This is a genomic window from Paracidovorax sp. MALMAid1276 (genome assembly GCF_049198005.1).
In the GTDB taxonomy this organism is placed as follows: domain Bacteria; phylum Pseudomonadota; class Gammaproteobacteria; order Burkholderiales; family Burkholderiaceae_C; genus Acidovorax.
This window is the reverse complement of the sequence record NZ_JBMIRS010000097.1, coordinates 1-11,533: the sequence shown is the minus strand read 5'-3', so window position 1 is coordinate 11,533 and position 11,533 is coordinate 1. Positions and strand designations below refer to the sequence as shown.

The window sequence follows — 11,533 nt, the reverse complement described above, 5'->3', positions numbered from 1 at the left end:
ATTTCTCGGTTTCAGTGGACTAGTAGTGCGGCGGAATCTCGTCGCGCAAATTGCGCGGGCCCTGCGCTGCGTTTTCCGGCACCTGCTGGCGCAGCTGGATCACCTCGCGCGTGAGCTGGTCGATGAGTTGCTGCTGCTGGTAGATGGTCAGGTTCAGCTGGTCCAGCAGGTCTTCGGTGAAGCTGGCCTTGATCTCCAGCGCCTCCAGGCGTTGGAGGATGTCGTCGGTGTGGGGGTGGGTCATGGTGGTGAGTGGGCGGTGCCCGACGGTCACGGCGGGGTTTCGACCACGTGGAGCTGGCTGGGGCGCTCCAGCAGCCATTCGGTCAGGGCCAGGTGGCACACGATGTCTTCATTCAGCGGCAGATCGCGGCCCAGCACAAAGCGCAGCAGCACGTAGCCGCGCTGGCCCGCGCGCTCCACGGGGCGGAATGCATCGCCCCACGAACGCGCGGCGTATTCGAACCGGGCCGCATAGCCCTCGCGCCGGTCGGGCGGCCAGCACATCATGCGCACGCCGGGGCCACCGCCCTGCCAGGGGCGCGCGTCGGCCGGGTCGATGTACAGCTCCACCTGGAAGGCCGTGGTCTGCGCGCGCCGCAGCGGTATGCCCCACACCCCGCGCGTGTCGTTGATGTGGGGCAGCGTGCGCGAGAACACCGGCGCAAACGGCTCGGCACCCAGCACCTGCACCGCGCGGTTGGCGGCCTGCAATTCGTTGATGCGCCGTGCGTAGGCGGCCTCGACACAGCCCTCGCTCTCGCAGCGATTGCGCTCGCGCAGCCACCGCAGCTGCGCGGCACGCAGGGTGGCCAGTGCCGCGTCGCCATCGGGCTTGGCCCGGGCGGTTACATAGGCCTCGGTCAGTCGCAGGTCGGCCTGCATCAGCGGCTCGCTGGCGCAGATCCAGTGCTCCACCGTTTTCTCGGCCGCGCGGCAGTCAAAGGCGGGCGTGGGGGCTTGCTGCGGGATCTGAGCGCCTGCACCGCTGCACAGCCCCAGGCCTGCGCCCAGACCCAGCCAAGCCAGCGTGCGAACCCCACCCCGCATGGCACCCACGGCCCGAACCGGCGGATCAGAGAGCCTGACCCAGGCGCGCCACGCCTTCGCGGATCTTGTCCACATCGGCCGTGGCGAACGACAGGCGCAGCGTGGCGGGGTCGGGGTTGGCGCAGAAGAACGGCGTGCCGGGCACAAAGGCCACGCCCTTTTCAATCGCGCGTTTGGCCAGCACGTTGCCATCGGCCACCTTGCCGCCCGCACCCGTGAGGCGCGCCCACACAAACAGGCCGCCCTGGGGTTGCACGAAGTCGATGGCGTCGCCCAGCTCCTTGCGCAGCGCGTCGCCCATGGCCTGGGCGCGCTCGGCATACACCTTGCGCACATGGGCCAGCGTGCCGGGCATGCGGCCGGCCTTGAGGTACTGCGCGGCCGTGGCCTGGGCAAAGGTGCTGGTGTGCGCGTCGCTGAACTGCTTGCACATGGTGGCCTTGGCCAGCAGCTCGGCCGGGGCAATCATCCAGCCCACGCGCAGGCCGGGCGAGAGCACCTTACTGAGGGACCCGCAGTGCACCAGAAGTTCGCGGCTGCCGGGCACGCTGGCCGACAGGTTGAGCAGGCTGGGCGGGGGCGCGTCGCCAAAGTACAGGTCGCCGTACGGGTCGTCCTCGACGATCAGGGTGTTGTGCTTGACGGCCATCTCCAGCACGGCCTTGCGGCGCTCGGCGCTCAGCATGGCGCCGCTGGGGTTGCCGAAGGTGGGGATCAGGTACACGAACTTGGGCTTGTGCTCTGCGATGAGCTTCTCGAGCTCGTCGGTCTTCACGCCGTGGCCGTCGATGGGCGCGCTGATCAGCTGTGCGCCATAGAGGCGGAAACACTGGATGGTGGCCAGGAAGGTCGGGCCTTCCACGATGACCTTGTCGCCGGGGCTGATGAGGGTCTTGCCCAGCAGGTCCAGCGCCTGCTGGCTGCCGGTGGTGACGATGAGGTTGTCGGCTGCCACGCCCTGGGCGCCCTTGATGGCCATGAAGGCGGCCAGCTGTTCGCGCAGCGGGTTGTAGCCTTCGGTCGCGCCGTACTGCAGCGCCGCGCCGGGCTCTTCGGCCAGGGCCACATTGCTGGCCGCGCGGATACCGTCCACGTCGAACATCGCGCTGTCCGGGAAGCCCCCGGCAAAGCTGATGATGCCGGGCTTGCCCAGCAGCTTGAAGAGTTCGCGGATCGCGGAGGTTTCGACGTTGTTCAGGCGGTCGGCAAATTGCATGGCGTGGACGTGTGGGTTGGCTGCAAACGCAGCATTGTCGCCAATTGCTGCGCTGGATTCATGCGCGCTGGGTAAACTGATTCGCCCGTGCTCCCGCAACGGTTCGTCCGTGCGCCCGCAGTCCTCCTGTTGCATCAAGGTCCTCCTCCATGCTGCTCGCCATTCGCACCCTTCCTCCCATGCGCCTGGCCTGCATGCGCCACACGGGTGCCTATGCCCACCCGGGCCTCACCGCGCTGTGGGAGCGCTTCGGCACCTGGTGCGCCGACAATCGGCTGAGCGAGCCACGCCCCAGGTTCTATGGCCTCAGCCACGACGATCCCTCGTGCACGCCGCCCGATCAATGCCGCTACGACGCCTGCGTGCAGATTGGCGTGGGCCTGCGCCCCGGCCCCGGGGTGCAGGTGCTGGACTTTGAGGGAGGCGACTACGCCTGCCGCCATTTCGTGGGCACGGGGGCTGAGATCGGCGCCGCCTGGGCGCAGCTGGCGACGCCGGGCCAGATCCCCGAAGGCTGGGAATGGGCGCCGCGCGCAGCGCTCGAAATCTATGACGAGGACTTTGCGGTGGACCCGGCCACCGGGCGCTTTCCGTGCTGGCTGTGCGTGCCCGTGCGGCGCTCTCGCTGAACACAGTCCGGGCACAGCGCCCAACCGGCAGTGCCCTCGCCTCAATCCACCCGGATGTCTGCGCGCGCCGCGACGGCGCGCATTTGCGGCAGTTCGCGCTCGATGCGGGCGCGCAGTGCCTCGCCATTGCCGCCAATGGGCGTGAGGCCGATGTCCTCCATCTTTTTCTTGAAGTCTGCCGACGCCATGGTGTCGGCCAGCGCCTTCTCCAGCTTTTTCTGCACGGGCGCCGGCAGGCCCGCCGGTGCCACAAAGGCAAACCACGATCCCATGTCGAAGCCGGGGTAGCCGCTTTCGGCCACGGTGGGCACATCCGGCAGCAGCGCCAGGCGCTGCGGGCTCAGCGTGGCAATGGCCTTGATCTTGCCGGACTTGATGAGCGGGGTGGAGGCCACCACCGTGTCGACCGCCAGCGGCACTTGCCCGCCCATCAGTGCGGTGAGGCTGGGCGAGCTGCCGTTGAAGGGCACATGCACCATCTGGAAACCCGCCGTTGTCTTCAGCATCTCGGCCCCGAAGTGCACCGATGAGCCGGTGCCATACGAGGCATAGGAGAACTTGTCCGGCGCTGCCTTGGCCTGGGCCACGATGTCCTTGAGCGTGCGGCCGGGCGTGTCGTTGTGGGCCACCAGCAGTAAGCCCATGTCGGCCACCAGGGCCAGCGGGGTGAAGCTCTTGAGGGGGTCGTACGGCAGGTTGGGGCGCAGCACCGGGTTCATGGTGAGCGTGGTGTTGGAGCCCAGCAGCAGCGTGTAGCCGTCGGCCGGTGCCTTGGCCACCATGGACGCCGCCACCACCGTACCCGCGCCGGGCCGGTTTTCCACCACCATCGGCTGCCCCAGCCGCTCGCCCAGCGCAGTGGCCAGCAGGCGCCCGAGGATGTCGGTGGCGCCGCCGGGGGCGAACGGCACCACCAGCTTCATGGGGCGGTCTGGGTAGACCGTGGCCTGGGCCGGGGTCTGCGCCAGCGACAGGCATGGGCCTGCCAGCACCAGGGCGCCAGCGACGAGACGCGATACGAAACGGGAACGCAGCATGGTCAAGCTCTCCAAAAAAACACGCGAACGGGAAACACGGTGAGTGGGTGGCGATCGGTCAATCCAGCAGGGGGCTGCGCTGGCGCGCATAGCCGCTGGCCTGCTCGTAGGCGTGGCCCAGTTGCAGCACGGCCCAGTCCTGCTGGGCGGGGCCCAGAATCTGCAGGCCGGCGGGCAGCCCCGTGGCACCGAAACCCGCAGGTGCGGCCAGGGCCGGAACGCTGGCCATGGTGGCAGGCACCACGGCCTCCATCCAGCGGTGGTAGGTGTCCATGGCACGCCCGCCCACCTCCCGCGGCCAGGTGTGGGCGGCATCGAAGGGAAAAACCTGTGCGGCGGGCAGCACCAGGAAGTCGAAGCGCTCGAACAGCACGCGCACGGTGTCGTACCACGCGCTGCGCACCCGGGCTGCGTCGTACACCTGCAAGGCCGTGAGGCGCAGGCCGCGCTCGATTTCCCACACGGCTTCGGGCTTGAGCAACGCGTGGCTTTTCGGGTTGCGGTAGAGGGCGGCGTTGGCGCCCCCCACCTGGAAGCTGCGCAGGTCCAGCCAGGCCTGCCACAGCCTTTCGAAGTCGAAGTCGGGCACCACCGGCTCCACGCTGCACCCCAGCGTGCCGAAGTGGGCCAGCGCCTGCTCGCAGGTGGCCAGCACGCCGGGCTCCATCGCCAGGTGGCCGCCCAGGTCGCCCAGCCAGCCGATGCGCAGGCCGCGCGTTTCGCATTCCAGCGGCGCCGTCCACGGTGCGCCAGGGCTGTGCCGCAGCGACAGCGGCAGGCGGGCGTCGGGCCCCGCCTGCACCGACAGCAGCAGCGCCAGGTCGGCCACGCTGCGTGCCATGGGCCCGGTCACGCTGAACTGCTGGAAGAACACCTCATCGGCAGGCCCATGCGGCACCAGACCGACCGAGGTGCGCAGGCCGAACACGTTGTTGAACGCCGCCGGGGTGCGCAGCGATCCCATCATGTCCGAGCCGTCGGCCACCGGCAGCATGCGCAGGGCCACCGCCACACCCGCACCGCCACTGCTGCCGCCCGCACTGCGCGCAGGATCAAACGCATTGCCCGTGGTGCCGTAGACCGGGTTGTAGGTGTGGCCGCCCAGGCCGAACTCCGGCGAATTGCTGCGCGCCACGAACAGCGCACCACCGGCCCGCATGCGCTCGAACACCACGGCGTCGCTGCGGCTGACCTGCCCGGCAAAGATCGGCGAGCCCTTGGTGGTGACCATGCCTGCCGCAGGCATGATGTCCTTGGGTGCCTGAGGAAACCCGTGCAGCGGGCCCAGGCGGATGCCGCGCGCCAGCTGTGCATCGCGCTCACGGGCCAGCGCAAAAAGCCCCTCGCGCTCCACGGGCGCCACCAGGGCATTCACCCGGGGGTTGAGCCGGTCGATCTGCGCCAGGTAGGCCTGCAGCACCTCGGTGCACGAGACCTCGCGCGTCTGGATGGCCTGCGACAGCGCCGTGGCGCTCCATTCGACCAGCGCTGCGTCGGCGCGAACGGCAGGGGCAGCGGCGGCGGAGGGTGTGGAAGGGGCGTTGGTGAAGTCCATGGCCGCAGGATACGCAGGCGGCTGCGTTTACACCATCGCCAAATAATTGACGTATCGTTGCGCTTTTCGCAAACCAAAAGCGTTCTGCATTTTTTGAACCTGTCACCGATGCGCTCTGCCCAACGCCTGCAGGACACCGCCCTGCGCTACTTTCTGGAAGTCGTGCGCAGCGGCTCGGTGAGCGAGGCCGCCACGCGGCTGAACGTGTCGCCTTCGGCCGTGAGCCGCCAGGTGGCCGCGCTGGAAGACGTGCTGGGCGTGCCGCTGTTCGAGCGGCGCCCGCGCGGCATGGCGCCCAGCCCTGCAGGGGAACTGCTGGCCGCCCATGCCCTGCGCAATGCGCTCGAAGCCGACCGCGTGGTGGGCGACATCCAGGCGCTGCAGGGCCTGCGGCGGGGGCTGGTGCGCGTGTGCAGCTCGGCCGGCTTCGCCATCGAATTCCTGCCCAAGGCCATGGCGCAGTTCCGCGCGCAGTACCCGGGCATGCAGTTTCATCTGCGGGTGGCCCCGCCGGCTGCGGTGACGCAGGCCGTGCTCAACACCGAGGCCGACATCGGCCTGACCTACAGCCGCTCGGCCGAGCGCGACATCGAGGTGCAGCACCGCCAGGTGTCGCCGGTCATCGCCATCATGCGGCCCGACCATCCCCTCGCGCGGCACCCCAGCATCACGCTGGCGCAGATGCACGCCCACCCCGTGGCCCTGCCCGAGCGCGACAACACCGTGCGCCAGCTGTTCGACATCGGCTGCAGCCAGCGCCAGCTGGTGTTCGACCCGGTGCTGGTGAGCAACCATTTCGAGACGCTCACGCATTTCGTGCTGCACGGCGGCGGGCTGTCCATCTCGGGCGAAGTCACGGTGCGCGAGCGCGTGCGCCGCGGCGAACTGCATGCCGCGCAGATCCGCGAGCGCGGCATGAGCGGCCGCGCCATCGAGCTGCAGACGCTGGCGGGCCGCACGCTGCCCGAGGGCGTGCGTGCCTTCATCGCGTTCCTGCGCACCCAGCTGCCCACTGCCTGAACCCCAGATCTACCGCCGCTGCCGTCCGATGGGACAATGCCGCCCCGCCCTCCCCCCCGCCCGACCCCTGCGATCCGCCACACCCGCCATGCACGCCAGCCAGATCGAACCCTTCTTCGCCACGCTGAAGGCCGCCAACCCCATGCCCAACACCGAGCTGGAGTACACCACCGTGTTCGAGCTGCTGGCCGCTGTGCTGCTGTCGGCCCAGGCCACCGACGTAGGGGTGAACAAGGCCACGCGAAAGCTCTTTCCGGTGGCGGGCTCGCCGCAGGCCATCCTCGACCTGGGGCTGGAGGGACTGGAGGGCTACGTCAAGACCATCGGCCTGTACCGCACCAAGGCCAGGAACCTGATGGAGACCTGCCGCATCCTGGTGGAGCGCCACGGCGGCCAGGTGCCCCGCACGCGCGAGGCACTGGAAGCGCTGCCCGGCGTGGGCCGCAAGACCGCCAACGTGGTGCTGAACGTGGCCTTCGGCCAGCCGACGATGGCCGTGGACACGCACATCTTTCGGGTGAGCAACCGCACGGGCCTCGCACCCGGCAAGAACCCGCTGGCGGTGGAACTGCAACTGATGAAGCGCGTGCCTGCCCAGTACGCCGTCGATTCGCACCACTGGCTCATCCTGCATGGCCGCTACGTGTGCCAGGCGCGCAAACCCCGGTGCTGGGAATGTGCGGTGCAGCCGTTTTGCTGCTTTGCACCGAAGACACCGGCCCCTCGGTAACTATTATTTTGATAGCTATCAGCGCTTTATGGATAAGCGCTGGGGCTTAAAAACACTAAAAATCCAGCGATCAGTTGCGCGGCACGGCATGCGTGCGCAGCCAGGCGGCAAAGGCTTCTTCAGAGATGTCGCCTGCGGCGACGGCGAGCATGGTCAAAGTCGCATCGGCCTGGCTGGCCTCCAGGCGCATTCCGTTCAGATAGAGAAACAAACCCACCGCCAGGAATGCGGCCCGCTTGTTGCCATCTACAAAGGGGTGATTTTTGGCCAGGCCAACCCCGTAGCTCGCGGCAAGCGCTGCCGCATCTGGGGGGCTGGAGGCATCGGCATAAGCAACGATGTTCTGAGGCCGCATGAGCGCCGACTCCAGCAGCCCTTCATCACGCATGCCCTCTCGACCCCCATGGATGGCGAGGCTTTCGCCGTGAAGCAGCACGAGCGCCTGCTTGCTGATCCATCGCCAGGTCATCGTGCCAACTGATGAAACGTGTCACGAAAGTCGCGCATGAACTCGCGGCCCGCCTTGATCTCCTCTTCCAGCGCCGGATCGTAGGGCGTCAAGGCGTAGCCATCGGGCGTCTCTGTCAAGAACACGGTTTCCCCTTTGCCCAGCTTCAGCCGCGCCAGGGCCTCTTTGGGCAACACCACGCCGACAGAATTTCCAATCTGCGTGAGCTTGAGCATGTGCATGGAATTCCTCCAGTTATTACAAACGTAATACTAGCGAACCCACCCGCGCCCCGTCAATCCGCCTTTGCAACCCCCAGGGCCGCCATCTCTGCGGACACGCCGCTCCACGCCACGTCAAAGCCTGCCGCCCGGCGCTCGGGGGGCGATGGCTGCGCGCGCAGGGCGATGTGCGCGCCGGCCAGCACGCTGTCGATCACCGGGACGTCCACCTGCGGCTGCACGGCGGCGGCCATCCCGGCCAGGCCGGCTCCTCCCAGGATGACGGCCTGCACGCCCCACCGCTGCACCACGTCACGGCAGGCCCGGGCCAGCAGCGAGCGCGCGGCTTCGGGGTCTGCCGCGAGCTGGGCGCCCGTGGGCGCCACAGTGTGGATGCCCGCGAGCAGCGAAGCCTGGCCCAGCGCGGCGGCCAGGCGCTGGAGCATCGGGCCCCAGCGCCCCCCGCCGGTCACGATGGCATAGCGGCCATGGCGGGCGGCCTCGATGAAGGACGCTTCGGCCAGCCCCGTCACCGGGACCGGGCTGCTCTCGCGCAGCGCCATCAGCCCGGGGTCGCCAAAGCAGCCGATCAGCACGGCGTCGGGCAACGGGCCGGGCTGGGCCGTGAGCTGGGTCATGTGGTGGGCCCACACATCCAGCAGCGCATGGGCCGCCACCGCGTAGCTGGCCTCGCAAGCGATGTACGGCGCGCCAAAACGCGCCGTGGCGGTGTGCACGGCCACCTGCGGGCCGACGGCGGCCTGCACATGGTGCTGCAGCAGCGCACTGACACGGGGGGATGTGTTGGGGTTGATGACCAGCAGCCGGCGCATGCGCTGCGCGCACGCAAGGCCTGTGCCAGACAGGACTTACCCCGGCGGAATGCGGCAATTCCCATGGCTATACTGACCGCAGGCAACAGACACAATTGCTTACGCAGGCGCGCCACCCCCCTCATACCCCACGGATGACGAACCTCGACCCACGTTCCATGATCGCCATGGCGGGCTTCATGTCCGCCGTCATGGCGGTTGTCATGCTGTTCATGCGGCGCCACTATCCGCCGTCGATCCGCGGCGTGGGAGCCTGGGCCGTCGCGCCGCTGCTGTGGCTCGTCTCCACCGCGCTGTTTGGCGCACGGGGTTTCGTCCCGGCCTGGCTGAGCCTGGTGGTTGCCAACCAACTGCTGGTGCTGGGCAGCCTGATCTATTACATGGGCACGCGGCACTTTCTGGGCCACGCGTTCGACTGGCGCTTCTGGGGCTGGGTGATGGCGGGCAGCACTGCGGTGTTTGTGGTGCTTACCTACGCATACCCCAGCTACTCGATGCGGGTGGGTTTTTTTGCCGTGCTGATGGGCAGCATCTATGCGGCGCAGCTGCGCTTCATGCTGCAGCATGGCGACCGCAGCTTTCCGGTGCGGCTGGTGGAGGTGGTGCTGGCCGCGCACACGCTGATCCTGGCCGTGCGGCTGATCTCCCTCGTGATCGGCAAGGGCGGCTCGGACCTGATGGAGCCCTCACTGTTCCAGTCGCTCTACATCGGCGCCTATGTGCTGATGGTGCTCATGCTCTCCATCGGCGCGGTGCTGATGGCCACCGACCGCCTGCGCACCGAGCTGGAACACCTGGCCACGCACGATTCCCTCACCAACACGCTCAACCGCCGCGCGCTGCTGGAGTGCTGCGAGGACGAACTGGAACGTGCGCGCCGCTACGGCCAGGGCCCGGCGATCATGATGGTGGACCTGGACAACTTCAAGGCGGTGAACGACACCCGGGGCCACCAGCACGGCGACGCGGTGCTGGTGCACTTTGCCGAGCGCACGCGGCAGGCGCTGCGCCGCGCCGACCGGCTGGGGCGCTATGGTGGCGAGGAGTTTCTGGTGCTGCTGCCCGGCAGCGACAGCGGGGCCGCCCAGGTCGTGGCCGAGCGCATCCATGCTGCGCTGGCCACCGGCCACGCGCTGGACTGCGAGGTCAGCATTGGCCTGACCAGCTGGACCGGCCCGCACGAAACCCTGGACGCCATGCTTGCGCGCGCCGACGCTGCGCTGTACCGCGCCAAGCACGAGGGCCGCAACCGGACCGTGGTGGAGTGAGCGGGCCACAGACCCTGCGCATCGCTGATTTTCGGGTTCCGTCGATGAGCCGCGCGGCACGAACCTCCCGCAAGCTCAGCCCCAACCGCCTTCTGCATTCAATGAACCAATGGGATGGACGCCCCACCCCAAACGGCATCGAAAGTGCCACAGTGGAGACGTCAGTTCTTCCACTTCAACGGAGCAGGAGCGTCCACCATGAAGATTACAACCATTGGCATCGATCTGGCCAAGAATGTGTTTCAGGTTCACGGCGTGGATGAGCACGGGCGGGCCGTGTTCAACAAACTGCTCAAGCGCGAGCAGATGGCGACCTTCTTCGTCAACTTGCCCGCCTGCCTGATTGGCATGGAGGCCTGTGGTAGCGCGCACCACTGGGCGCGCAAGCTGCAGGGCATGGGCCACACCGTGCGCCTGATGGCGCCGCAATTCGTCAAACCCTACGTCAAGACCAACAAGAACGATGCGGCCGATGCAGCCGCCATCTGCGAAGCCCTCACCCGTCCGAGCATGCGCTTCGTGCCCATCAAAAACGTGGAGCAGCAGGGCGTGCTGGCCCTGCACCGGGTGCGCCAGGGCTTTGTCAAGGCCCGCACAGCGCAGGCCAACCAACTGCGGGGCCTGCTGGCCGAGTTCGGCCTGATCGTCCCCCAAGGCATAGGGCACATCAGCCAGAGGGTGCCTGAGCTCATCGAGGATGCCTGCAATGAACTGCCCGGCGCGTTTCGCCTGCTCATGGGCAGGCTGCTCGAACACCTCAAGGAACTTGATCGCCAAGTACAGGAGCTGGAAGCGCAAATTGTGGCCTGGCACCGCCAAAGCGACCTGAGCCGCAAGCTCGAGCAAATCCCCGGCATTGGTCCCATCACGGCCTGCGCGCTGGTGGCCTCCTTGGGGGATGCCAAGAGCTTCAAGGATGGCAGGCAGGTGGCCGCCTGGCTGGGGCTGGTGCCGCGCCAGCATTCCAGCGGAGGTAAGCAAAACCTGCTGGGCATCAGCAAACGAGGCGACACCTATCTGCGCACCTTGCTGATCCACGGTGCGCGCTCGGTGATTTACCATGCCCAGAATAAGGCTGCGGACAATCCACAGTGCAGATGGGTCAATGGCGTAGTGCAGCGACGCAACAAGAACGTGGCGGCGGTGGCACTGGCCAACAAGAATGCCCGCATTGTGTGGGCCTTGCTGGCGCATGACAGGAGCTACGAGCCCGGCTACGCACGAGCGAGCAGCTGAGGCCTGGGATGGCGTAGCGGCAAGCACGAAGACTGGGAGGAAACCACCGATTGCTCAAGCAATCATGAAGTGATGGCAAGACAGGTCAGACCGTGGTGGATGCAATCCGATAAGAGCGTGGCACTTCGAGTGCGCTAAACCGATAGGACCTCCACCAGCGAATCCCATCAGGGACCGTGGCCCCGGCCACAGTAAGTCCGAATATACGGGTGCAATCTTTACCTTCTTGGCAGCAGTGAGTGAGGGCTTGGCTTATTCGGGGCGTCCATATACGTTCTTAGGCGGGGGCG

The 11,533-nt window shown here is 67.5% G+C and carries 13 protein-coding genes; 5 read left to right on the top strand and 8 right to left on the bottom strand.

The genetic code is table 11. From position 1 onward, the window contains the following. Positions 1-19: 19 nt before the first annotated feature. From ACOQFS_RS06730 to ACOQFS_RS06720, 3 genes are read right to left on the bottom strand one after another with little or no spacing between them, the layout of a single operon-like run. A complete protein-coding gene (locus ACOQFS_RS06730; RefSeq protein ID WP_421562131.1) occupies positions 20-244 on the bottom strand; it encodes a SlyX family protein in 225 nt (74 codons plus the stop codon). 26 nt (positions 245-270) lie between these two features. Continuing rightward, entirely contained in the window at positions 271-1,050 is a 780-nt protein-coding gene (locus ACOQFS_RS06725) for a lysozyme inhibitor LprI family protein (RefSeq protein ID WP_421562132.1), read from the bottom strand. 25 nt (positions 1,051-1,075) lie between these two features. Further along, a complete protein-coding gene (locus tag ACOQFS_RS06720; protein WP_421562130.1) occupies positions 1,076-2,266 on the bottom strand; it encodes a PLP-dependent aminotransferase family protein in 1,191 nt (396 codons plus the stop codon). Positions 2,267-2,415: 149 nt separating this feature from the next. Between ACOQFS_RS06720 and ACOQFS_RS06715 the strand changes: the two genes are divergently transcribed. Continuing rightward, positions 2,416-2,895, top strand: coding sequence for an AraC family transcriptional regulator (locus ACOQFS_RS06715; protein WP_421562129.1), 480 nt, complete (start codon positions 2,416-2,418; stop codon positions 2,893-2,895). 41 nt (positions 2,896-2,936) lie between these two features. On the opposite strand, the gene ACOQFS_RS06710 is transcribed toward ACOQFS_RS06715, so the two are convergent. Then, entirely contained in the window at positions 2,937-3,938 is a 1,002-nt protein-coding gene (locus ACOQFS_RS06710) for a Bug family tripartite tricarboxylate transporter substrate binding protein (RefSeq protein ID WP_421562128.1), read from the bottom strand. Between the two features lie 52 nt (positions 3,939-3,990). Next, the gene (locus tag ACOQFS_RS06705) at positions 3,991-5,487 is read right to left on the bottom strand and encodes an amidase (RefSeq protein ID WP_421562127.1); all 1,497 of its coding nucleotides are present in this window, start codon (positions 5,485-5,487) and stop codon (positions 3,991-3,993) included. Between the two features lie 108 nt (positions 5,488-5,595). Here ACOQFS_RS06705 and ACOQFS_RS06700 point away from each other — a divergent pair, with 108 nt between their 5' ends. Both ACOQFS_RS06700 and nth read left to right on the top strand, forming a co-directional pair. Beyond that, a complete protein-coding gene (locus ACOQFS_RS06700; protein WP_421562126.1) occupies positions 5,596-6,507 on the top strand; it encodes a LysR family transcriptional regulator in 912 nt (303 codons plus the stop codon). Positions 6,508-6,595: 88 nt separating this feature from the next. Continuing rightward, a complete protein-coding gene (gene nth, locus ACOQFS_RS06695) occupies positions 6,596-7,237 on the top strand; it encodes an endonuclease III (RefSeq protein WP_421562125.1) in 642 nt (213 codons plus the stop codon). 70 nt (positions 7,238-7,307) lie between these two features. On the opposite strand, the gene ACOQFS_RS06690 is transcribed toward nth, so the two are convergent. The 3 genes from ACOQFS_RS06690 to ACOQFS_RS06680 are packed head-to-tail and all read right to left on the bottom strand — an operon-like array spanning position 7,308 to position 8,739. Further along, entirely contained in the window at positions 7,308-7,706 is a 399-nt protein-coding gene (locus ACOQFS_RS06690) for a type II toxin-antitoxin system death-on-curing family toxin (protein WP_421562124.1), read from the bottom strand. Then, positions 7,703-7,927, bottom strand: coding sequence for an AbrB/MazE/SpoVT family DNA-binding domain-containing protein (locus ACOQFS_RS06685; protein WP_421562123.1), 225 nt, complete (start codon positions 7,925-7,927; stop codon positions 7,703-7,705). The genes ACOQFS_RS06690 and ACOQFS_RS06685 overlap by 4 nt, the downstream gene beginning before the upstream one ends. A gap of 53 nt (positions 7,928-7,980) precedes the next feature. Beyond that, positions 7,981-8,739: an aspartate/glutamate racemase family protein gene (locus ACOQFS_RS06680; RefSeq protein ID WP_421562122.1), complete on the bottom strand. Its 759-nt coding sequence runs from the start codon at positions 8,737-8,739 to the stop codon at positions 7,981-7,983. 134 nt (positions 8,740-8,873) lie between these two features. Here ACOQFS_RS06680 and ACOQFS_RS06675 point away from each other — a divergent pair, with 134 nt between their 5' ends. Next, on the top strand, positions 8,874-10,007 hold the full coding sequence (locus ACOQFS_RS06675; protein ID WP_421562121.1) for a GGDEF domain-containing protein: 1,134 nt from the start codon (positions 8,874-8,876) through the stop codon (positions 10,005-10,007). Positions 10,008-10,205: 198 nt separating this feature from the next. Next, positions 10,206-11,243, top strand: a complete 1,038-nt coding sequence (locus ACOQFS_RS06670) for an IS110 family transposase (protein WP_421562120.1) — start codon at positions 10,206-10,208, stop codon at positions 11,241-11,243. Positions 11,244-11,533 lie beyond the last annotated feature (290 nt).

Excerpts from the sequence above, each read along its gene's own strand:
- ACOQFS_RS06730 (WP_421562131.1), bottom strand. The coding sequence starts at position 244 with ATGACCCACCCCCACACCGACGACATCCTCCAACGCCTGGAGGCGCTG.
- ACOQFS_RS06725 (WP_421562132.1), bottom strand. The coding sequence starts at position 1,050 with ATGCGGGGTGGGGTTCGCACGCTGGCTTGGCTGGGTCTGGGCGCAGGC.
- ACOQFS_RS06720 (WP_421562130.1), bottom strand. The coding sequence starts at position 2,266 with ATGCAATTTGCCGACCGCCTGAACAACGTCGAAACCTCCGCGATCCGC.
- ACOQFS_RS06715 (WP_421562129.1), top strand. The coding sequence starts at position 2,416 with ATGCTGCTCGCCATTCGCACCCTTCCTCCCATGCGCCTGGCCTGCATG.
- ACOQFS_RS06705 (WP_421562127.1), bottom strand. The coding sequence starts at position 5,487 with ATGGACTTCACCAACGCCCCTTCCACACCCTCCGCCGCCGCTGCCCCT.
- ACOQFS_RS06700 (WP_421562126.1), top strand. The coding sequence starts at position 5,596 with ATGCGCTCTGCCCAACGCCTGCAGGACACCGCCCTGCGCTACTTTCTG.
- nth (WP_421562125.1), top strand. The coding sequence starts at position 6,596 with ATGCACGCCAGCCAGATCGAACCCTTCTTCGCCACGCTGAAGGCCGCC.
- ACOQFS_RS06690 (WP_421562124.1), bottom strand. The coding sequence starts at position 7,706 with ATGACCTGGCGATGGATCAGCAAGCAGGCGCTCGTGCTGCTTCACGGC.
- ACOQFS_RS06685 (WP_421562123.1), bottom strand. The coding sequence starts at position 7,927 with ATGCACATGCTCAAGCTCACGCAGATTGGAAATTCTGTCGGCGTGGTG.
- ACOQFS_RS06680 (WP_421562122.1), bottom strand. The coding sequence starts at position 8,739 with ATGCGCCGGCTGCTGGTCATCAACCCCAACACATCCCCCCGTGTCAGT.
- ACOQFS_RS06675 (WP_421562121.1), top strand. The coding sequence starts at position 8,874 with ATGACGAACCTCGACCCACGTTCCATGATCGCCATGGCGGGCTTCATG.
- ACOQFS_RS06670 (WP_421562120.1), top strand. The coding sequence starts at position 10,206 with ATGAAGATTACAACCATTGGCATCGATCTGGCCAAGAATGTGTTTCAG.